This window comes from Undibacterium sp. Di24W, assembly GCF_049340325.1.
In the GTDB taxonomy this organism is placed as follows: Bacteria; Pseudomonadota; Gammaproteobacteria; order Burkholderiales; family Burkholderiaceae_D; genus Undibacterium.
On sequence record NZ_JBMPOP010000004.1, the window covers coordinates 297,801 to 320,545 of the forward strand.

The 22,745-nt window shown below is 45.2% G+C and carries 19 protein-coding genes and 1 pseudogene; 6 read left to right on the plus strand and 14 right to left on the minus strand.

The window, feature by feature from the left end:
- Window positions 1-7: 7 nt before the first annotated feature.
- The 7 genes from ACO0KZ_RS10480 to guaB all read right to left on the minus strand — a co-directional run bounded on the left by ACO0KZ_RS10480 (window position 8) and on the right by guaB (window position 7,193).
- A complete protein-coding gene (locus tag ACO0KZ_RS10480) occupies window positions 8-925 on the minus strand; it encodes an LD-carboxypeptidase (RefSeq protein ID WP_422995105.1) in 918 nt (305 codons plus the stop codon).
- Between the two features lie 43 nt (window positions 926-968).
- Entirely contained in the window at window positions 969-1,481 is a 513-nt protein-coding gene (gene tadA, locus ACO0KZ_RS10485; RefSeq protein ID WP_422995106.1) for a tRNA adenosine(34) deaminase TadA, read from the minus strand.
- A gap of 242 nt (window positions 1,482-1,723) precedes the next feature.
- Window positions 1,724-2,167, minus strand: a complete 444-nt coding sequence (queD, locus tag ACO0KZ_RS10490) for a 6-carboxytetrahydropterin synthase QueD (RefSeq protein ID WP_422995107.1) — start codon at window positions 2,165-2,167, stop codon at window positions 1,724-1,726.
- Window positions 2,168-2,242: 75 nt separating this feature from the next.
- Window positions 2,243-2,878 (minus strand): 7-carboxy-7-deazaguanine synthase, encoded by a 636-nt coding sequence (queE, locus tag ACO0KZ_RS10495; protein WP_422995108.1) that lies wholly within the window; start codon window positions 2,876-2,878, stop codon window positions 2,243-2,245.
- 148 nt (window positions 2,879-3,026) lie between these two features.
- The gene (gene guaA / locus ACO0KZ_RS10500; RefSeq protein ID WP_422995109.1) at window positions 3,027-4,619 is read right to left on the minus strand and encodes a glutamine-hydrolyzing GMP synthase; all 1,593 of its coding nucleotides are present in this window, start codon (window positions 4,617-4,619) and stop codon (window positions 3,027-3,029) included.
- A 14-nt stretch (window positions 4,620-4,633) separates the two neighbouring features.
- Window positions 4,634-5,683, minus strand: a complete 1,050-nt coding sequence (locus ACO0KZ_RS10505) for a GGDEF domain-containing protein (RefSeq protein ID WP_422995110.1) — start codon at window positions 5,681-5,683, stop codon at window positions 4,634-4,636.
- 49 nt (window positions 5,684-5,732) lie between these two features.
- Entirely contained in the window at window positions 5,733-7,193 is a 1,461-nt protein-coding gene (guaB, locus tag ACO0KZ_RS10510; protein WP_422995111.1) for an IMP dehydrogenase, read from the minus strand.
- 123 nt (window positions 7,194-7,316) lie between these two features.
- Between guaB and ACO0KZ_RS10515 the strand changes: the two genes are divergently transcribed.
- Window positions 7,317-7,829: a DUF4124 domain-containing protein gene (locus tag ACO0KZ_RS10515; protein WP_422995112.1), complete on the plus strand. Its 513-nt coding sequence runs from the start codon at window positions 7,317-7,319 to the stop codon at window positions 7,827-7,829.
- Window positions 7,830-7,889: 60 nt separating this feature from the next.
- Here the strand turns inward: ACO0KZ_RS10515 and ACO0KZ_RS10520 are convergent, their stop codons facing one another.
- Entirely contained in the window at window positions 7,890-8,222 is a 333-nt protein-coding gene (locus ACO0KZ_RS10520) for an RnfH family protein (protein WP_422995113.1), read from the minus strand.
- Complete coding sequence (locus ACO0KZ_RS10525; protein WP_422995114.1) at window positions 8,212-8,646, minus strand: type II toxin-antitoxin system RatA family toxin; 435 nt, start codon at window positions 8,644-8,646, stop codon at window positions 8,212-8,214. The genes ACO0KZ_RS10520 and ACO0KZ_RS10525 overlap by 11 nt, the downstream gene beginning before the upstream one ends.
- Before the next feature lie 120 nt (window positions 8,647-8,766).
- Between ACO0KZ_RS10525 and smpB the strand changes: the two are divergent.
- Window positions 8,767-9,219: pseudogene (gene smpB, locus ACO0KZ_RS10530) on the plus strand (SsrA-binding protein SmpB); the annotation flags it as partial.
- A 3-nt stretch (window positions 9,220-9,222) separates the two neighbouring features.
- On the opposite strand, the gene ACO0KZ_RS10535 reads toward smpB, so the two are convergent.
- On the minus strand, window positions 9,223-9,507 hold the full coding sequence (locus tag ACO0KZ_RS10535; protein ID WP_422995115.1) for a hypothetical protein: 285 nt from the start codon (window positions 9,505-9,507) through the stop codon (window positions 9,223-9,225).
- Between the two features lie 358 nt (window positions 9,508-9,865).
- Here ACO0KZ_RS10535 and ompR point away from each other — a divergent pair, with 358 nt between their 5' ends.
- Together ompR and ACO0KZ_RS10545 are read left to right on the plus strand one after the other, a co-directional pair.
- Entirely contained in the window at window positions 9,866-10,606 is a 741-nt protein-coding gene (gene ompR, locus ACO0KZ_RS10540) for a two-component system response regulator OmpR (protein WP_422995116.1), read from the plus strand.
- 14 nt (window positions 10,607-10,620) lie between these two features.
- The gene (locus ACO0KZ_RS10545) at window positions 10,621-11,985 is read left to right on the plus strand and encodes an ATP-binding protein (RefSeq protein WP_422995117.1); all 1,365 of its coding nucleotides are present in this window, start codon (window positions 10,621-10,623) and stop codon (window positions 11,983-11,985) included.
- A 127-nt stretch (window positions 11,986-12,112) separates the two neighbouring features.
- On the opposite strand, the gene ACO0KZ_RS10550 is transcribed toward ACO0KZ_RS10545, so the two are convergent.
- From ACO0KZ_RS10550 to ACO0KZ_RS10565, 4 genes are all read right to left on the minus strand, one after another.
- Entirely contained in the window at window positions 12,113-12,628 is a 516-nt protein-coding gene (locus ACO0KZ_RS10550; RefSeq protein WP_422995118.1) for a hypothetical protein, read from the minus strand.
- Between the two features lie 235 nt (window positions 12,629-12,863).
- Window positions 12,864-16,865: a phosphoribosylformylglycinamidine synthase gene (purL, locus tag ACO0KZ_RS10555; RefSeq protein ID WP_422995303.1), complete on the minus strand. Its 4,002-nt coding sequence runs from the start codon at window positions 16,863-16,865 to the stop codon at window positions 12,864-12,866.
- Window positions 16,866-17,218: 353 nt separating this feature from the next.
- On the minus strand, window positions 17,219-19,141 hold the full coding sequence (locus ACO0KZ_RS10560) for a type IV pilus assembly protein FimV (protein ID WP_422995119.1): 1,923 nt from the start codon (window positions 19,139-19,141) through the stop codon (window positions 17,219-17,221).
- A 306-nt stretch (window positions 19,142-19,447) separates the two neighbouring features.
- Entirely contained in the window at window positions 19,448-20,209 is a 762-nt protein-coding gene (locus ACO0KZ_RS10565; protein WP_422995120.1) for an RNA methyltransferase, read from the minus strand.
- Between the two features lie 176 nt (window positions 20,210-20,385).
- Here ACO0KZ_RS10565 and ACO0KZ_RS10570 point away from each other — a divergent pair, with 176 nt between their 5' ends.
- Both ACO0KZ_RS10570 and ACO0KZ_RS10575 read left to right on the plus strand, forming a co-directional pair.
- Window positions 20,386-21,180 (plus strand): inositol monophosphatase family protein, encoded by a 795-nt coding sequence (locus ACO0KZ_RS10570; protein WP_422995121.1) that lies wholly within the window; start codon window positions 20,386-20,388, stop codon window positions 21,178-21,180.
- 111 nt (window positions 21,181-21,291) lie between these two features.
- Window positions 21,292-22,680 (plus strand): DEAD/DEAH box helicase, encoded by a 1,389-nt coding sequence (locus tag ACO0KZ_RS10575; RefSeq protein ID WP_422995122.1) that lies wholly within the window; start codon window positions 21,292-21,294, stop codon window positions 22,678-22,680.
- The last annotated feature ends 65 nt before the right edge of the window (window positions 22,681-22,745 follow it).

Genomic DNA, 22,745 nt, shown 5'->3' on the forward strand with positions numbered 1-22,745 from the left:
GAATTGATTAGTATTCTGCAGTGAGGATCACTTGCGTGCCATTGACACTTAGATGTGCTGTTGAACCTTGCATCAAACTCGCTTTATCGTCGCAGTGGCCGAATGGAAGTCCAGTGATAATTGGTGTTGCGATGATCGTGCGCAAAAATTTCAACATGGCGGCAAAGTCATAGCCATTGTCTTGCGGGGCTAAGCGGTAAGCGGAAAAGTTCCCGAACACGATCGCCTTCTGTTTCGCTAACACACCGGCCATGTGAAGTTGTAGCAACATGCGTTCAACACGATAGGGATGTTCTGCGATATCTTCGATAAATAAAATCCCACCTTCAATGTTTGGAAAATATTCAGTACCAAGCAGATGACAAATCATTGCCAAATTTCCGCCCCACAATTTACCTTCATGATTTAAGTCGGCACTTTGATCTGTCTCAAATTCCAGATGCGTCTTGCATTCGCGCAAAGCCTGTGAAAATTGGACTTGGGTAAATGGACGCAATTCAGCACGTGTGAAATCATTGCACAGCATTGGACCGCAGAGACTGGCTGTACCTGTCTTCGCCAACATCGCCAATTGCAAAGCATTGAAGTCGCTATAACCAACGAGCCATTTGCGACTCTTTGCAATCTTCGACAAATCGATATCTGGCAAAATGCGTGACATGCCATAACTACCGCGCAAAGCCATCACGATATCAACTTCAGGATGGTCAATGGCGGCGTGCAGTTGGATTAAACGCTCTTGATCCGTCGCACCAAATCGCTCGAAACGATCCGCATGTTGGTAGTAATTGATTACCTTAAACCCAGCATTTCTGAGTGCCTGCAAGCCTGCTTCAACATTAGTGTCATCTAAAGCCGCACCGCTGGGTGCGACGATGGCGATGCAAGGATGCTCGGGAAGTTTTTTGGGAAAAGAAATGGGCATCGCTAGTGACTCATATTCTGTAATCAGCGATTGATATTGTGTCTCAGTCGCCAGGGTTGCCTAATTGGATACGAGATTCTACCGCGGCACGACGGCGCTCAGCAAAAAAATCCTTGAGGACTTGCACACATTCGTCTGACAATACACCTGAGACAACCTCGGCGTGGTGATTCAATTTTTCTTCTTTGAATAAATCGACGATAGAGCCACATGCACCCGTTTTGAAGTCATGCGCACCAAAGACGATGCGAGAGAAGCGTGCATGCATCAAGGCGCCAGAACACATCACGCAAGGTTCGAGGGTCACATACAGTTCACAACCAGGAAGACGATAATTGCCAAGAATCTCGGCTGCAGCGCGCATCGCGACAACTTCAGCGTGCGCAGTCGGATCATGGGTGCCTATCGGTTGATTAAAGCCACGGGCTATGATTTGACCATCTTTAACAACCACAGCGCCAACCGGCACTTCACCAGCTTGCCACGCAAGTCTTGCTTGTGCGATGGCTTCGTGCATGAAAGCTTCGTCTTGCACAAGTAAATTGGTGTCTTCCATGAGTCTACAATTGCAAATATTTTGGTGGATGAGTTAGACTTTTTTCGACAAAAAATGCCCCAATAAATAACCTGAACCTATACTTAGCGTCAGGATTCGAGGAAAAGTCGACCATTCAGAAATTTCGAGAAAGTGCAAAATAAGCACACCAAGCATGAAACCTGCGATACTAAAAAGAATTATCACTTGGTATTTTTGACTCATATTACAGATTGCAACTTAGGCAAATTGTGAATGCACGATTACCCATCAATCTCCGCCCAGCAATTAGGCGTTTCGTACAATGTGATTTTCGTTAAAGACAAATGACGACCATAACGATCGTGATACACATCTTTCAGCATATCAAACGCAATCTTAGCCAGATTCTCGACCGTTGGCACGCGGTCAATCACTACAGTTTTATGTCCAGGCATGCTTTCTAAGAATTGACGTACAGCACTATCTTTTTCATAGACGATAAACGCATGATCCCACAGATCCACCAGATGTTTATTGGCGAGTGCTTTGATATCGCCAAAATCCATGATCATGCCGTTGTCAGATTCACCGTCTTTTTCGACGACATCACCAGTCAAAGTAATCAGCAAAGTATAGCGGTGCCCATGCAGATTACGGCATTGGCTATTGTGATCGGGAATCCGATGTCCGGTATCGAATTCAACTTTTCTGGTGATGGTTAACATGTATTGCCTGTGTACTTAAGGTCAGATTCGATGTCAGTTGACATCCAAATCGACGACTAATAATAAAAAATTTATTTAAGGAATCTGCAACAATTTATGAGTCTGCAAACTCAATTTCCATTTCGGGTTGGCTTTGCAATAATCGATCGCTTTGTGCAGATTATCCTGCAACAAAGGGCCATCCATTGCTTGCAAATAATGATGCGTAAAATCGAGAGCTTCATACGCCCTCAAATCTTGTCCGAATTGCGGAATCACCACCTTCAACTCATCGCCTTTGCGAACCACAAGTTGTGAACCCATTTTGGGGCTCACGCATACCCAATCGACACCCGTAGGTACTTCTATCGTGCCATTGGTTTCTATCGCAATTTCAAACCCTACATCGTGCATCGCATCAATTAAAGCTTCATCCAATTGCAATAAAGGCTCTCCACCAGTGAACACGACAAACTTGGTCGCCGCATGTGTGTCAGGCCACAAAGCATTAATACGTGCGGCAACGGCCTGAGGCGTCTTAAATTTACCACCGCCTTCGCCATCGGTTCCAACGAAATCGGTATCGCAAAACTGGCAAACAGCCGAGCTACGATCTTCCTCGCGCCCCGTCCATAAATTACAACCAGCAAAACGGCAAAACACAGCAGGCCGCCCAGCATGCGTGCCCTCGCCCTGCAAAGTGTAAAAAATTTCTTTGATGCTGTAGCTCAAGATCTTGATCCTATTGGAGAAATTGGCGTGCCGATAAACCGTTTAAGCGAGATGCAGTGCTAGGCGCGAAACACAGCAATATGTCGATATTGCGAGGCTTCGCAACGACGCAATGCGCTCGCTTATGCGGTTTAGCGGTACGACAAATTTATTCCCATTCTATTGTTGCCGGCGGCTTGCCGGAAATATCGTACACCACGCGATTGATCCCACGAACTTCATTAATAATGCGATTCGACACTTTACCTAACAACTCGTGTGGTAAATGTGCCCAATGCGCGGTCATGAAGTCTTGCGTTTGAACTGCGCGCAAAGCGACAACATATTCATACGTACGGCCATCGCCCATCACGCCCACGGACTTAACTGGCAAGAATACCGCAAATGCCTGACTTGTCGCGTCGTACCAAGTTTGTGGTTTCTCAGCTTGTGGATCGACATAGGTATTACGTAGTTCTTCGATAAAAATTGCATCCGCACGGCGCAATAAATCAGCGAAATCTTTTTTCACTTCGCCCAAGATGCGTACACCCAAACCTGGACCTGGGAACGGATGACGATACACCATACTATGTGGAAGACCTAAAGCCACGCCAAGTTTGCGTACTTCGTCTTTAAACAATTCACGCAATGGCTCTAACAATTTCAGATTCAAGGTATCTGGCAAGCCACCAACATTGTGATGGCTCTTAATTGTGTGTGAACCTTTTTTACCTTTACCAGCACTTTCAATAACGTCAGGATAAATCGTGCCTTGCGCTAACCATTTTGCATTTTTGAGTTTGCCCGATTCAACTTGGAATACCTCGACAAATTCGCGACCAATGATTTTACGTTTTGCTTCTGGATCGGTGACACCAGCCAGATGTCCCATGAATTGTGCTGTGGCATCAACGTGGATGACCTTCACACCCAGGTTTTCAGCGAACATTTCCATGACCATCTTGCCTTCATCGAGGCGCAATAGGCCGTGATCAACAAATACACAAGTCAACTTGTCGCCAATGGCACGATGGATCAAGGCTGCTGCCACACTGCTATCAACGCCGCCAGACAAACCGAGTATAACTTCATCATCACCCACTTGTTCACGAATAGAAGCCACTGCTTCAGAAATGTAATCTGGCATATTCCAGTCAGATTTGCAGCCGCAAATATCATGCACGAAGCGACCAATGATGGCTTCACCCTGAATCGTGTGGGTCACTTCTGGATGGAATTGCACCGCGTAAAAACGACGGTCTTCATCCGCCATTGCGGCGATTGGACAGTTGTCGGTTGAAGCCATCAATTTAAAACCTGCTGGCATTTCATTAACTTTATCACCGTGGCTCATCCATACCTTGAGCATACCGTGACCTTCAGATGTTACGAAGTCATTGATACCTTCTAATAACTTGGTATGACTACGGGCACGTACTTCAGCGTAACCAAATTCACGCACTTTTCCATTTTCTACTTTGCCGCCAAGTTGCTCCGCCATGGTTTGCATTCCGTAGCAAATACCCAGTACTGGTACGACTGCGTCATATACTGCGAATGGTGCACGTGGCGTATCACCTTCAGTGACACTGCTAGGACCACCCGACAAAATAATGCCGGACGCGCCGTAATTGCGAATAAACTCATCACTAACGTCATAAGGATAAACTTCAGAAAAAACACCAGCATCGCGGACGCGACGAGCGATTAATTGGGTGACTTGTGAGCCAAAATCGAGGATAAGAATTTTTGAGTGCATGGCGCTATAAAAGATCAAAGAGTAATATCGACTTGCTCAGGACCAGCCTGAACAATGGGGTTGTGTTCTAATCGCCGAGCGGCAAGTAGGGCTTTTTCCGCGTAATTTATGATAAGTTCTGGTGAAATGTTTGGAAACACGCTCGTTGAAGCCATTCCTGTACTAATGTTTATGTCCAATGTTTCAGACTCAAGCACTTCTGGATGTGTAATCACTGAGAGTCGTATTCGCTCAGCCACGGCAAGCGCAACCAAATTCGATGCGCCCGGCAAGACGATCAGAAAAGCATCACTCTCAAAACGTCCGAGTGCATCAAACGGTCGAATACAAGAACGGATTCGGCTAGCGACTTTCAACAAGAATGCGTCTCCAGAACCACTTCCCAATCGCTCACGTATGCTTTGATATTGATTAACACCTATATAAAGCAAAGACACGGGCTTCTCTGCCTTTTGACAACGTTCAAGTTCTATTCCCAAAGAGCGCGAGATGGCGGAACGATTCCACATACCTAAGACCGGATCCATCAAAGCATCGCGCTTCAAATTGCGCATTTGCTTTACCAGATCAAGCTGCTGCAATTTTAAAGCACCAATCACCAACTCTCGCTCTACCATTGCCGCCAAATCAGCAAACAACAAACGAGATTCATCGTCAAATGCATGTTCGACATAGTCAATTAGATAGATGCAACCAATTAAACTATCACTGGTATCAAAGATGGGATGTTGCGCGCAAAAAACAATATGTGGCTCCCCTTCTACCAACGGATGTTTCGCGAAATCCTCTTCAAAATTCAGATTGTTGTAGACTCGAATTTCTTCGGAGAAGCCTAGCATCTCGCAAAAACTAGCTTCCATACTTACCATCGAGAACTCACTACGATCGAAGCGTTCCAACAGTTTACCAAAGCTAACAATACAGTTCGCCACACCAAATAACCGAATGCCCAAACGCTCAAACCTTGCGACTTTCGCTTCGTATTTATCAGGATCGACACGAGGATTACCCGTGCCATCCAAAAACAGCTCCATACGACTCGCAGATTCTAAAGGGGTCATCATTTACCAGCTCCGTAGTTGAAACACTTCAGAATGAGGTAGCAATACATTGTTAATCAGCGCGATAGTTAGGAGCTTCTTTCGTAATCTGAACATCATGAACATGCGATTCGCGCATACCAGCCGAGGTGATTTCCACAAATTCCGCTTTATCGTGCAAATCCTGTATCGAAGCACAACCACAATACCCCATGGACGAACGAACACCACCCACCATTTGATAGAGAATCGCAAGCACACTGCCTTTGTACGGCACGCGTCCCTCGATACCTTCTGGGACTAACTTATCTGCATTATTTGCCGCATCTTGGAAGTAGCGATCAGCAGAACCATCTGCCATCGCACCCAAGCTACCCATGCCACGATAGGATTTGTAACTACGGCCTTGGAATAAAATAACCTCCCCAGGTGCTTCTTCAGTACCCGCAAACATACTGCCCATCATCACAGTAGAGGCGCCCGCCGCCAATGCTTTCGAAACATCACCAGAAAAACGGATGCCGCCATCAGCAATACAGGGCACGCCCGTGCCGCGCAACGCCGCAGCGACATTCGCGATTGCAGTGATTTGCGGTACACCAACACCTGCCACAATTCGAGTCGTGCAGATAGAGCCTGGGCCGATACCCACTTTAACCGCATCGGCGCCATGTTCTACTAGCGCCAACGCCGCAGCCGCTGTGGCGATATTGCCGCCAATGACTTCGATATGAGGATAATTAGTTTTTACCCAACGTACGCGATCAAGTACGCCTTTGGAATGTCCATGTGCAGTGTCCACCACAATCACATCAACGCCGGCCTTCGCCAACAAATCAATACGTTCATCATTATCAGCACCAACGCCAACCGCAGCACCGACGCGCAGTTTACCTTGTTCGTCTTTCGAGGCAAGTGGATGCTCTGTCGATTTTTGAATATCTTTTACAGTAATCAAACCGCGCAACTCAAACGCATCGTCAACAACCAATACACGCTCCAAGCGATGCTTGTTCATTAAACGCTTTGCTTCGCTCAAATCCGCGCCTTCTTTCACAAAGACCAACTTGTCACGCGGCGTCATTTTTGCACGCACTTCAGCATCAAGCTCTTGCTCAAAGCGCAAGTCGCGATTTGTGATAATACCTACTACGGTTTTACCTTCAACGACGGGAAAGCCGCTGATACCGTGCTGGAGACTCAGAGCAATAACATCGCGAATCGTGGTAGACGGCGCGATCGTAATCGGGTCACGTAACACACCCGACTCAAAACGTTTTACCTTAGCGACTTCGCGCGCCTGCTCTTTGGGAGTTAAGTTTTTATGAATAATACCAATCCCACCCTCCTGTGCCATGGCGATCGCTAAGCGACCTTCAGTCACGGTATCCATAGCAGCAGATACCAAAGGTATATTCAGTTTGATATTACGAGTCAAATTCGTCGCAAGAGAGGTATCTTTTGGGAGAATATTTGAGTAAGCTGGAACGAGCAACACATCATCGAAAGTGAGTGCTTTTTGAAGAAGACGCATAGTGTTTCCTATAGGCGCAAAAGCAAATTATACAGAAAACTTGCCGATCCGTCTCGTTCCGTGTAAAACTCACTGTAAATTCTTCAAAATATTATCTTTACCGAATAAGAAATCGAGTTAATCATGCAAAAAAAAGCTTTTTTCTCTACCGTTGGTATCAGTTTAGCTCTAGTGTGTGCCAACACGGCGTTCGCTCAATACATCTGGCTGAATGACATAGGTATCAAACAGTACTCAGATAAGCCGCCACCAAAATCAGTCCCAAAAGATAAGATAATCAAAACGCCGTTCGGTTTAGCGCGCAACACTGAAAGCAGCGCCTCAGAACCTAAAAACAACGATGGAAACAAAAGTGAAATAGAAAAAATTGAAAAACCGGTCACGCTTGCAAAAAAGAATGAAGAATTCAATAAACGCAAGATAGCGAAAGAAGAAGCCGACAAGAAAGCTGAAACCGAACAGCAAAATACCGAAGCCAAAGCAAAAAACTGTGAACGCGCAAAATCATACAAGCAATCACTGGATGAAGGTATATTAATAATGACACGAAACAAGAATGGGGAAAGAATTCCGTTAGACGAGACACAACGGGCAAAAGAAGCCGCGGAAGCCAAAAAAATCTTAAGCGAATGCTAGACTACAAAACCTTGTTTTCTTGATCTTAGCCAAACTAGGCATTGCCAATTTTGGCGAGATTTACATCTTACCTGACTTATGTTCACGCTTAGCACGACGTCGACGCGCATCCATAGGTCCAGCAATTAAAGTACGGCAAATTTCTAGACGATCGCCGGGAGACAAGATAAAGTCTCCCGTTTTTTTCTTACCGAAAACGGCCACTGCAGCATTTTTTTCCAACATGGATTGAAGTTGATGGGATAACTCAGGTTCCAAACTCAATAAAACTTGATGGATGGTATCACCAGCCGACACCGACAAGTTGAGCAATACAGGTGCAGATCCAGAAAGCGAATAGCATAGCTGAATCATCATCAAATTCTGCGATTTTGCGATCAAACTACTTTGCATAGACTACGTCCGCACGGTCACAGAAGGCATCAACAAAATTATTCGTAATTTTGCCGAAGACGGGTCCAATCAAATGCTCGAGCAATTTGCTGGAAAACTCATAACGCAAATCGAATTCAATTTTGCATGCATCGCTACGCAAAGCAGTAAATGTCCAATTCCCATGCAATTGTTTAAACGGGCCATCAACCAAATGCATTTCCATTGCGTGAGGTGGAGAATTCACATTTTGCGTCGTAAAACTTTGCTTGATGCCGTGATAATTGATGGATAATGTGGCCTTAAGTTGTTGCTCGGATCGCTCTAAGACATTGACACCGCCACACCATGGCAAAAACAATGGATAATCTTCAACTTTTTCAACTAGGGAGAACATTTGTTCGGCACTGTAGGAAACTAAAACGTTTTTTTGGACGACTGCCATTATCTCAAGTCATTTGGTATGATCACAAACTGAATTTTAACCGAAACACTTCACTTCTCGGTGAATAAGCGTAAATTAACGCAACCCTCACCTTGCAAGATATAAAAGCACAAAAAAAATAGTATGAGTATTGCAGATAACAAAAAAGCATTTCACGATTATTTCGTAGAAGAACAGTTTGAGGCAGGTATCGTGCTGCAAGGCTGGGAAGTCAAGGCGATCCGCGCAGGACGCGTGCAATTAAAAGAAGCTTATGTCATCGTCAAAAGCGGCGAGATTTTCTTATTTGGAGCGCATATTGGGGCACTGCCAACGGCGTCCACACACATCCACCCTGATTCGGTAAGAACCCGCAAACTATTGCTGCATGCGGAAGAGATTAAAAAACTTATCGGCAAAGTCGAGCGCTCTGGCTACACCATGGTGCCATTGAACATGCATTATTTGAATGGCAGGGTGAAATGCCAAATCGGCTTGGCCAAAGGTAAAAAACAACACGACAAACGCGACTCGGAAAAAGAAAAAGATTGGCAACGCGAACAGCAAAAAATCATGAAGCAGCACCGCCGTTAATTCCTATCTTGGCGCTTTTTGATAAATATCTTCCCTTGCCTCGCGAATCTGCCGCCGTAATGCCAAACGCTCTTCGGGGGTCAGGCGATTAAATCTCTGGATTGGACGCTCACTTAATTCTGAAACTGGTCGAGGCTTCGGCAAGCTTGCTTTGTCATTCGGTGGCGGGGAACTCTGCGATTTCCCAATTTGACGCGCTTCTTTTTCGAAGCGCTCTTTACGTTCAATTTGCCTTACTGCTCTAAATTCTTCAATTCGCCGCTGGCGCATTTCAAGTTTTTTGTTCACCTCAAAATTGCGGTGTTGAGCGGCCGCATTGCTGAAATCGGGATAACCGAATAGCAACACCATACTAAACAAGCATAATTTTAAACAATCTTTATTCACAAGAAAATTCCGAAATACCGATGGTCAAAAACAGGATTAATATAAACAAGGTAGTCCATCAAAAATCCCTATTCCATTTTCACTGCTTGCACACCATTGACTTTAACAAATTACATCAACAGTGTAGAGAAGAAAGTCTGCTGCGAACAGATGAATTCTGTAATGTCTGTAACAGTTTGTAATGCTAGGAAGTTTTCTGTGCAGAGAATTGAGATTTGGCGGTAAGATAAAGCCATTCTACTCTTAATAGACAAATAACATGATAGATGCCAAGGCAAAAATCTTAGTAGTCGACGACGATCTTCGCTTACGCGACCTATTACGTCGCTATCTGACAGAACAGGGGTTTCAGGTTGTTGTGGCAGAAAATGCAACCTCAATGAATAAACTTTGGTTGCGGGAACGCTACGACCTATTGGTCTTAGATTTAATGTTGCCGGGCGAAGATGGTCTGTCGATTTGTCGACGCTTACGCGGCGGTGGCGATAAAACGCCCATTATTATGCTAACGGCAAAAGGTGAAGATGTAGATCGTATCATAGGCCTAGAAATGGGAGCCGACGACTATTTGCCCAAGCCGTTCAATCCGCGCGAATTGGTGGCACGTATTAACGCTGTGCTGAGGCGTAGAGGACCTGAGGATGTGCCAGGCGCACCGTTAGAGCAAGGACAGGTATTCCATTTTGGTGAATTTTGTTTAGACCTATCTAATCGCAGTCTCAAACGCAACGACGAACAAATAAATCTAACGACAGGTGAGTTTTCAGTACTAAAAGTATTTGCGCGCTATGCGAGGCACCCTCTATCTAGGGAAAAACTAATGGAATTAGCGCGCGGGCGAGAATATGAAGTATTCGACCGTAGCTTGGATGTGCAGATTTCACGCTTGCGTAAGCTAATTGAGAAAGATCCAAGCAACCCACAATATATTCAAACGGTGTGGGGATTAGGTTATGTCTTTATTCCGGATGGCCAAGCTAATAAGCCACATTACGACTAGGCATCCATCGAACTATGCGCAATCACCTTCAAGTTTTTGCTGGTATACGCAGCAGTCTATTTTGGCGCACTTTTTTTTTACTTGCCTTCTTAATAACGTCGAGTATGGCGGCATGGTTTATCAGCTTTAAATTAGTTGAACGAAAACCACGCGCACAACAACAAGCAGGACAAATTATTTCCATGGTCACGATCACTCGTGCCGCACTCACTCACTCGGCAGAAGATAAGCGCCGAGAGCTCCTCTTGGATCTAGCAAGAAACGAAGGGATTCGCATTTATTTGTTAGAAGAGAACGATAAGGTTGAAGCTCAGGTTGATACTGTTTTTTTTGCCGAATTGCGATTGTTGGTACAAAAAAAACTTGGTGCAACAACGCAATTTGCCCGAGAAGTAAACGGCGAAGAAGGATTTTGGTTGAGCTTTGTCATTGACGAAGATCAATATTGGCTGCGACTAGAACAAGATCGGCTACAAAACGAAACTGGTACACAAATAATAGGCTGGGCCAGCATTACGCTAATTTTGACGCTGATTGGTGCAGTTTTCATTTCTCGCCGGATTAATGCACCACTTTCCAATTTGAGCCACGCTGCCAGACAACTCGCCCATGGTCGTCGCCCTAAAGCACTACCTGAAAATGGCCCGAGTGAAATACGAGAGACAAACGCCAGCTTCAATCAAATGGTTGATGACTTGGCTCGCAGTGAGTCTGATCGTGCGGTTATTCTTGCAGGAATCTCACATGACCTAAGAACGCCTCTCACAAGATTACAACTCGAATTGGAAATGGCGCCCGTGGATTCAACAACACGTGAAGCCATGCAATCCGATTTGACCCAAATGGACGGAATAATCCAACAATTTTTAGATTACGCAAAACCTTTGCATGAATCCACTTTCAACAACGTCAATCTGAGTGCAGTAGCAGAAAAAACTATACAAGATTTGCAGCGCGATGGCAGCATAAAACTAAAAACACAAATAGACACTGGCATCTTTATTACAGGGATTGAAATTGAAATTCAGCGCTTACTAAATAACTTGATACAGAATGCGATTCGCTATGCTCGCAATCCAAAAACCGGTCAAATTCATCTGGAATTTGAATGTAGCTTTTCAGAACACCCAACAAAGCCTATGTCAACTATACGATTGCGTGACTCTGGGCCAGGGATCCCAGTCGAGGAGATCGATCGATTACTTCGGCCGTTCACAAGGGGCGAGGTAGCAAGAAGCCAAGCAAATGGTTCAGGCCTTGGCTTGGCGATTGTAGACCGCATCGTCAAAAGACACGGCGGGAAAATCCGACTTCAGAATCATAAAGATGGTGGTTTAGAAATCGAAATTCAATTATCGGCGCAATGTACTTCAAGATAATTAAAGGCCAAAATTATCAATTGAGCTATGTATTATTAAACTATATATAATTAAGCGATCCGTTATTCAAGGAGATACGGTTTATCATTAGCATAGTGCAAGAACAAGCTAAAAGTTACCCAGAAAATCACTCCTCGACAACATCATATAGTAGCGAGTCCAACTCTGCTTGAGTTTGGCGGGCCGCATCACTTCCTTTTGATTTCTGTATTGCCTCAACCAAAGTTTCCCCTAACTCCAAGAAATCTGCAACCGTGTCCGCTCGTTCTACTTTTAACTGAATACCAAAACCACGCAGCCCCAAATTACGCTGGATCATTTCATTGAAAAAATTGTGAATCATTACGATACGCGCTGGTGTAGGGACGCATAAAACCCTTGATTTTGAAATAGGTACCGTATCTTTTTCGTTCAAATGAGCCGCTCGCTCCACTTGGTGCTGCACGATGTACCCCTGCTCTAGCAAAACTGCAAAACTATCTGCCGTCAATCCTAACCCTGCTACTTTCTTCAATAAAGCCGAGACCGTTTGTTTGCCATCTACCATTACCAATAAGGCGCGCAGTTTGGATTGCAGTTGGTACCTACGTGTCGCTAATTCGTCTTTTCCTTTTTCGCTCTTGTCGAAGCATAAGTCATCCATTTAGGTTCTCCTTATTTTGCGGACGAGAGACTAGGTATTCCCCTACATCAGCAAAGTCTATGCAAGCGTGAAACTCATACGTACTTGTATAGCAATAACTAACAAATTGAATATTATTATATTTTAATGAATTTGATTATAATCATAAATTCAGTAAATGACTCATGACATAAAAAAAGCAGTGTGCTTTACAGCAAACTGCTTTTTCTAATTTAATCTTGCGCTTCTCTTAAAATCATTCCACCCAAACTCGTGCATTTCTGAACATACGCATCCATGGAGAGTCCTCACCGAATGATTCTGGAGACCAAGAGTGCAAGACGCTGCGGAACACACGTTCTGCATGAGGCATCATCACAGTGAAACGACCATCATCATTCGTGACCGAAGTTAAACCACGTGGCGAGCCGTTCGGGTTGTAGGGATAAGCTTCTGTCGCATGACCATGATGATCAACGAAGCGCATCGACGCTTGCACAGCATTGATATCACCTGTAGTTGAAAAGTCAGCAAATCCTTCACCATGTGCAACTGCGATTGGTGTTTGCGTACCCGCCATACCTTGGAAGAAAATTGATTTAGATTCCAAAATTTCAACCATAGAGAAACGGCCTTCGAATTGTTCAGACTTATTCTTGGTGAATTTTGGCCATGCAGTCGCACCTGGAATAATGGACTTCAAGTTACTCATCATCTGACAACCATTACAGATACCCATACCAAAAGTATCGTCGCGATGGAAAAATTCTGAAAATTGCTCAGACATCATAGCGTTGAACAAAATCGTCTTCGCCCAGCCTTCACCTGCACCCAAAACATCACCATAAGAGAATCCACCTACAGCGATCAAACCTTTATAGTCTGCCAATTTCGCACGACCTGCGATCAGGTCACTCATGTGAACGTCAACGGCGGTAAAGCCTGCCTTGTGCATCACATACGCAGTTTCGATATGGGAGTTCACACCTTGCTCACGCAAAATTGCGACTTTAGGGCGTACGCCTGTTGCTATGAAGGGTGCTGCCACATCAGCTTGTGCATCGAAAGTAATTTTCGGTTGCATGCCTGAATCGGACTCATCCGCCAAACGGGCGTATTCGGCATCCGCACAGTCTGGATTGTCACGCATACGAGCGATTTGCCAGCTGGTTTTACTCCAAATTTGATGAAGATTACTGCGAGACTCTTTGTAGATTTCTTTTGCGTCACGCATGAAAGAAATGATGCCGCTATTATTTGGCTTACCGATTTCATGACAGCATGCGCCGAGATTATGCGCGCGCATCACGTCCATCACTTCGGTACGTTGTTCAGTGCGCACTTGAATGACGGCACCAAGCTCCTCATTGAACAAGGCACGCAAAGTTAATTCATTGCGACGTTCAGCAACCTGCCCCGCCCAATTTTTCGCGTCACCGTGATCTGCTGCATGCTCACTTTCCATCGTCAACATATCAAGGTTAATTGCTAAGCCGCTACGTCCTGCAAACGCCATTTCACATAGAGTGCCGTACAAGCCGCCATCAGAACGATCATGATAAGACAAGATTTTTCCATCTTGATTTAAGGTCTGAATCGCTGCGAAGAAGGCCTTTAAATCATCTGCGCAATCGACATCCGGTGTCTCATCACCGAGCTTTTGCATGACTTGCGCAAATGCCGATGCGCCCAAGCGATTCTTACCACGGCCAAGATCAATCAAGATCAAACTAGTATCGCCCGCATCCAGTTTAATCTGCGGCGTCAAACATTTGCGAATATCATAAACGGGCGCAAATGCCGAAATGATCAAAGAGACTGGAGAGGTCACCGACTTGTCAGCCCCCTCTTCTTTCCACGTTGTACGCATGGACAAAGAATCCTTACCAACCGGGATACTGATGCCCAAAGCTGGGCAAAGTTCCATACCAATGGCCTTAACAGTATCAAACAAGGCTGCATCTTGGCCAGGCTGACCGCAGGCCGCCATCCAGTTTGCAGAAAGTTTGATGCTTTCGATGCTAGAAATCGGCGCCGCTGCAATGTTTGTGATTGATTCACCCACCGCCATACGGCCGGATGCAGCCGCGTTAATCACAGCCAAGGGAGTACGCTCACCCATAGACATTGCTTCACCCAAATGCCCCTCTAAGCTCATTGCAGTCACCGCGCAATCCGCAACTGGCACCTGCCATGGACCGACCATTTGATCGCGCACTGACATCGCACCAACAGTGCGATCACCAATCGTAACGAGGAATGACTTATCGCCAACTGTTGGTAAACTCAACACGCGCTCGCCGACTACTTTCAAGTCCATACCGGTCAAATCGATCGCTGGGAAGTTACGTTTAACATGCTCAACTTCACGATGCATTTTGGGTGGCTTGCCGAGCAATACGTTCATCGGCATGTCGACTGGCGCATTGTTATTGAGAGGATCAATAACTTTTAGTTGACGCTCCTCGGTTGCAGTACCGACGACCGCAAACAAACAACGCTCGCGCTCACAGAAATACTGAAATAAAGCTAGGCTCTCCGGTGCAATTGCCAATACATAGCGCTCTTGTGATTCATTACTCCAAATTTCTTTAGGAGCCATTCCGCTTTCTTCCAAAGGCACTTTACGCAAATCAAAAATCGCGCCGCGCTTAGCGTCGTTTGTAATTTCTGGGAATGCATTAGACAAACCGCCCGCTCCGACGTCATGAATCGACAAAATAGGATTGTTGTCACCTAATTGCCAGCAAGAGTTAATCACCTCTTGCGCGCGACGTTCCATTTCTGGATTGCCACGTTGGACAGAATCAAAATCGAGATCCGCGGTATTTGTACCTGTCGCCATTGAAGATGCCGCACTGCCACCCATACCGATGCGCATGCCGGGTCCACCAAGTTGTATCAACAAACTACCAATCGGCAAATCAAATTTCTTGGTGTGCTTATCATTGATGCTGCCGATACCACCTGCAATCATGATGGGCTTGTGGTAACCATGGACAGTACCACCAACGTTTTGTTCGTATGTACGGAAGTAACCGCCTAATACAGGACGCCCAAATTCATTACTGAAAGCGGCACCACCGATAGGGCCTTCAATCATAATTTGCAAAGGCGAAGCGATGCGATCTGGTTTGCCGTATTGTTGTGTTGTCGCACCATTGCTCAAGACATCACTAGCATTTTCCCAAGCCTGCACATGTCCAGGCAAATTCAAATTGGAAACAGTAAAGCCAGTTAAACCTGCCTTAGGTTTCGCACCACGACCAGTCGCACCTTCATCACGAATCTCCCCCCCAGCGCCAGTCGATGCGCCTGGAAATGGTGAAATAGCGGTTGGATGATTATGCGTTTCCACCTTCATCAAGGTGTGGGTTAATTCCGTTGACGCTTGGTATTCATTACCATTCATCGCGCCATTAGGGTAGAAACGCGTAACGGTTGCGCCTTCCATAATGGAAGAATTATCGCTATAGGCAACGATAGTGCCTTTAGGTTGCAGCAAATGCGTATTCTTAATCATACCAAAAAGTGAGATGTCTTTCTTCTCACCATCAATAGTCCAGTCCGCATTGAAAATCTTGTGGCGGCAGTGTTCGCTATTGGCTTGCGCAAACATCATCAATTCAACATCAGTCGGATTACGTTTTGCGTTGGTAAATGCATCCACCAGATAATCGACCTCATCATCAGACAAAGCCAAACCTAGCGCACTGTTGGCATCAAGCAAAGCCGCCTTGCCGCCACCTATAACATCAACGTGTTCTAAAGGCTTGGCTTCCAGTTCAGTAAAAAGGCCGCTCGCAGCATTCAAATCTTCCAAAACTATTTCAGTCATACGATCGTGCAATAAAGCGATCACACCTTGCTTGGAATCAGGCGCGAGTTTTTTTGCTCCACCTAACAAACCAGACTTAACTTGCACAAAATATTGCACACCACGCTCTAAACGTTTGACCTGCTGCATGCCGCAGTTGTGTGTGATGTCAGTTGCTTTTGATGCCCATGGCGAAATCGTGCCGAACCGTGGGATCACAACAAAACTGTCGCCCTCTTCAGTGCCAGTGAAAGCATCGCCATAGACTAAAAGTGCTTGTAGACGATTGACGTCGACTTCACTCAATGGTGCTGTAGCATCAACGAAATGCGCATAACGCGCCGTAACGCCAACAACATTGGCATCAACAGCTTGCAAGCGGGACAATAAATTCTTAGTTCGGAAGGCAGACAGGGCGTTAGAGCCTGGCAATATCAACATGGCGTGAATGTAGTTGAGGCAAGGTGGCTGATTTCTGAAGTTCGCGTTAGCATTATCACGAGAGAATCCAGACACATCGCGGGTTGGAACGGAAAGCAAGATTATACCTTGATGTGCGCGATGACTCCAGCCTGTTATTGCACTACGCGAGATGCAAAAAAAAAGCGACTCATTCGAGTCGCTAAAGACTGTTGACATTCAATTCACATTTTGCATTAAAGCCGTAACAGGTATTTATTAGTGAGAAATATAGAATAGCCGACAAAATATCGATAAAAAAAACTGTTCGAAATAAAGAACTTGAAATCGATACTAGAAAAAGAGTTGTTGCTTCAGCGAATCAGCAAAAGTTACTAACTTGGTTTTTTTGCACCTTCCATTTTAGGGAAGTCAATCATTTCGAATTCTATAGTGCCGAAATCCGCCTCTCCCACAGGATCTGCGATCAAATTGGCAGCCTGAGAAACAGAAGTTGACACAATTGCACTTTTTACTGGCCCTTCAATCGCTGTAATTCTATCCAATTCATGTGCAATGCCCAGCAACATAAGAATATCTCTATACACAGGCAGATCAAAACCAGACCGCTTACCCTCACGGTCATCGATCAACAAACTTTCCAAGTAAGGAATAATTTCCTGACTATTCCAACCATCACAGATCCGCTGCACCAAATGCGAAAAATCTTCCAAATGACGTACTTCAACCTGAGACAAGTCGGTGTCATATTCTGGGATATTTGCATTAAAGAAAACGATAAAGCGGTCACGCAGCTGATCGTATTTAACTTTATCCTTCACTGTTCGATATAAATCTAACAAGAACAGCCAAGGTACTGGCGAATCAGGTTGCTCAATTTTCTCCTGAGCGGACAAAATTTCAATTGCACGTTGAGGGTCATTCATTGAGATCCAGAACTCTGCTTCTTGAGTCACATCGGAAATCTCTTCAACTTTTACAGAACTACCACGAGGGGTGAAAAAATTAAAAATACTACTATTCGTCTCCTCCAAACTTGGTGTCCGAAGAGTCGCATTTTCTGTGCTTGCTGGCTTTGGACGAGTAGATTCTTCAAAGGGATCTATATCCAGCAAAACAGCTACAGAACCAGAATTTCGTTTTTCTTCACTTGCTCCAAGCTCATCACTACCTGTGCGATTCGAGTCATAGCTTGCATGCAAGTTCTTAATAACATCCTCGATTTTTTCTGGTTGAGAAACTTGGCTTTCTAAGGTTTCATCCTCCCACCAAGTCGCAGATTTCCCAGTCAAGTTACGACGAATGTACAGTAGCAAAAATAAAATAATGAATATCGCGACAATCGCGACGATTGCGAGGATGATCAACCAAGAGTCAAACCCTGACTTATTTTGCAACTGGGTTAGCGCTGCTTTATCTAACAAATTTTGTTTCTTGAGTTGCTCCGCTTGAGACCTCAAGCTTGCAATTTCACCCGCATCTTTATTTGTCGCACTATTTTCTATTGGTGCCTGCTCATCACGTAAAATCGCAGCCATTTTTGCCTGTGCAACGCGCAACTCCTCCATGTTCTGAACCAGCGCCTTTCCTGATTCAGTACTCAAAACATCACTCATCCGCAAACCTTCGTGCTGCATTGGGATAACGACTTCATCAGACAACTTAAGCACATCTTTTGCTGGACTATGCTTTTTACGCTTGTTTTCAATAGTAGCCAATGGCTTGTCTACATAACTCGACTGTTTCTTATTTTCAGCAAGCTCGAACCCACGATTCTCACGTTTTTTCTTTTGTTGGGTCGTTGTTTGTTTATTTTCGCTCGAGCCTAAAACATCAGCGGTTTCCGCAACTCTATTTTCTCTTGCGGTAGGAACGGCCGCAAAAGGCGATTCGTCGCGCTGCACATTAAGCACGTTGGCATTGAGTTCAGGCGGATCTAAAAGAATAGAAAACTCACGATGCAATTGAGTTTCACAATTAATATCGATAACGAGATTTATTGCAGGTTCATTGATATGCTGTCTGGTCGTAAATGACAAAGCACGCTTCTTTTGATTTTGATAAACGGTGATATTGGCGCTCGCAACAAATATACCATCCATGGTCAAAATACGTGCGCGCAAGCATGACGCATTGACAATTTCTGTATCACTTCCGATGATATCTGCGTGCGCCAATAAATTTTGACCTAAAGACGAGCGCACACGAATCTCGCCTAAGCCGAGACCGAACGCGGGCAGCACCAACACCGACCACATCAGCAATGCCAGTACAAACCGATAAAAAAAATGATGCATGCGAACTAGAATAATCTATCCTCTTTTAACTACTAAACTACCGATTACCACCAAAACATCAAGTTAACTTGAGGTACCCAACAACAAGTCTGATCGACACTTAAAATTATTGTTCATGTACCTACAATACTACTTGTTTTATTTGCACCTTCAAAGATAAACCATTTATTTTTTTCTTATAAACAAGTTTTTTTTAACCAAAAGATACATTAATTGTCTCTAAATAAGCAAAGAAACTATTTTTGTAAACAACTAGTTTCATTTATCGCCAATTAATTTTGCAACGCAAATCAAGAAAGAATAAAACTAATTGCGATCAATAATTTTGTTTGAAATTCCGCGAATTATATTCACTTCTTCAACTTCTAGTTGAGCTCGAGAAAACAAACGTTTCAATCTTGGCATGAGTTTTTTAGGCTTCTGGGGATCCAGAAATTCAATTTTGACAAGTGCCTGCTCAAGATGTTGGTACATGCCTTCAATTTGCTCAATTGAAGCCAACTCGCCTTGAAAACCAACTTCAGACTTGGGCACTAAGTAAGCAGAGTTTGCCAAAGCGCTCATACGGCATTCATAAGCCAGAATCTGCACCGCTTGTGCCAAATTTAATGAGGAGTAATCTGGATTCGCAGGCACATTAATCAATACGTTACTGTTCATCACGATCTCGTTTGGCAAACCATATCGTTCGCTGCCAAATACTAAGGCTACAGGTTGCGTCATCGCATTCACTAGCTTATCGGCAAATTCACGCGGCGCTATAACGGGCGGTGAAAATTCTCGCAAACGAGCACTCACAGCCGCGACAAAATGGCAATCCTCCAAGGCATCCTCAATCTTATCGACTACTTTAGCCGACGCCAAGATATCTTGTGCACCACTAGCAAAAGCAATGGCATCAGGATTTGTCAGCGCATTCTCAAAACGCGGATTAACCAGCCTCAAGTCAGAAAAGCCCATGGTCTTCATTGCACGTGCTACCGCACCAATGTTGCCGGGATGACTAGTATCGACCAAGATAATTCGCAGGCGATTAAAAACAGATGTATCAGAAATAGCTAAGTTCATTTAAAATAGCGCGATTGCGCGTTAGTTTTTATTGTTTATGTTGTTTTTGCAATGAATCAATAATTGACAGCGAAACCACCGCGCCCTGCTCTTTAATTCATCTTTGTGCGACACCTTCACGACCTTGGTCTAATTCAGACTCAAGGCTGAGCTGCCGCCATTTTAACGGAAACTCTATGCACCCAATGCTCAATACGGCAATTAAAGCCGCTCGTCGTGCCGCGACTATTATCAATCGTGCTTCGTTTGATGTGGACCGCGTCCAAGTCAGCGAAAAGCAATACAACGACTTCGTGACTGAAGTTGATCGCGCCGCTGAAGCAGCGATTATTGAGGTGCTGACTTCCGCTTACCCTGATCATGCGATTCTCGCTGAAGAGTCCGGCGCATCTAAAAATCTACATGACGATAATGAAAACGTTTGGATCATCGATCCGCTCGATGGCACGACCAATTTTATCCATGGTTTTCCGCAATACTGCGTTTCCATCGCACTGCAGCAAAAAGGCGTAGTCACACAAGCCGTCATCTATGATCCTAGCCGCAATGAAATGTTCACGGCATCCAAAGGTGGTGGTGCATTTTTGAACGACAAACGTATCCGAGTCACTAAATGCGACAAAATCGCTGATGCCTTGATTGGCACCGGCTTTTCTGGTCGCGACATGAGTGGATTAGATGAATACATGGAAATGTACAAAATCATGACGCAAAAATGCCAAGGCTTACGCCGCCCAGGCGCTGCTGCACTGGATTTAGCTTACGTCGCCATGGGTCGTTTGGATGGTTTCTTTGAAAAAGGTTTAGCACCTTGGGATATCGCCGCGGGCTCTTTGGTTATAACTGAAGCCGGTGGTATCGTTGGCACTTTCTCTGGAGAGTCTGATTACCTGTACAAAGGTGACGTTCTTGCAGGCACGCCAAAAGTATTCGGGCAGATGGTTAATGCCTTACAAGCTTTCGCAAAATAATTAAGAACAAGCACATCACATTCAACCTGAAAGTGATGTGCATAGTCATAACAAGTTGTACCCAAACCTTTGCCGCTCCCTGCGGGAAGTTTGTTTCATATAGAAATTAGCATGACCACATTTTCAGATCTCGGTCTTTCCGAGTCCATCGTTCGCGCAGTCAGCGAACACGGCTACACCACTCCTACTCCAATACAAGCGCAAGCAATTCCTGCGGTCATCAAAGGCGGTGATTTACTCGCTGGCGCACAAACAGGCACAGGTAAAACTGCTGGCTTCACTCTACCGATTTTAGAGCGCTTGTTACGCAGCGCACCAGCGCCAAAGAACAAAACCGATCGCCGCAGTATCCGTGTTTTGGTCTTGACACCCACACGCGAATTGGCGGCACAAGTTGAAGAAAGCGTCGCTACTTATGGCAAACACACGCCACTTAATTCTGGCGTTATCTTTGGCGGCGTTGGCATCAATCCGCAAGTCAAGTTACTGAAAACTGGTGTGGACGTGTTAGTGGCGACACCAGGTCGCTTACTGGATCATCATCAGCAAGGCACCATCGATCTGCGCCATATAGAAATTTTGGTTTTGGACGAAGCAGACCGCATGCTCGACATGGGTTTTATCCACGACATCAAAAAAGTATTAGCGATACTTCCTGCAAAGCGCCAGAATTTATTATTCTCAGCCACTTTCTCTGACGACATCAAAACGCTCGCTGATAGACTACTGAATAACCCAGCGATGATAGAAGTTGCACGCCGCAATTCGACGGTCGAAGTGATTGCACAAAAAGTACATCCGGTCGATCGCGACAAAAAACAAGCGATGCTCGCATACTTAATCAAAACGCACAAATGGTCGCAAGTTTTAGTTTTCACCCGCACAAAACATGGCGCAAATAAGTTGGTTGAACAATTGATCCGTGACGAAATTAATGCAATGGCGATTCACGGAAATAAGAGTCAGTCCGCACGCACTAAAGCTTTGGCAGAATTTAAAGACGGCAGCTTAACCGTGTTGGTGGCCACTGATATCGCGGCGCGTGGTATCGATATAGATCAGTTGCCACACGTGGTCAATTACGACTTGCCAAACGTCGCCGAAGATTATGTCCACCGGATCGGTCGTACTGGTCGCGCAGGCGCCACTGGCGAAGCCGTATCTTTGGTGTGCGTCGATGAATTCAAACTCTTAGCGGATATTGAAAAATTCATCAAACGTCAAATCCCGCAAGAAATCATTGACGGCTTTATTCCAGACCCACATGCAAAAGCACAGCCGATACAGCTGCGTAGTTTTCCCAATCCTGCGCAGGGTCGTGGTCGCAACACCGGAAATGGCGGTGGCGTTAATCGCAGCAAAGCGCCCAGCCGACCTCAAGGAGCAGCCAAGGCCGCGGGCAGCAATGTTACTCGCAGTGCGGGACCAAAACCTGCTGGAGCGAAACCAGCATTTAAGCAAAGCACACCGCGTCGTTCAGGTGGTCGCGGCGGCGCATAATTTTTCACCTAGCATAAATAAAACGTAAGAAAGAACGGGCAAATGTGCAAGCATTGCCCGTTTTT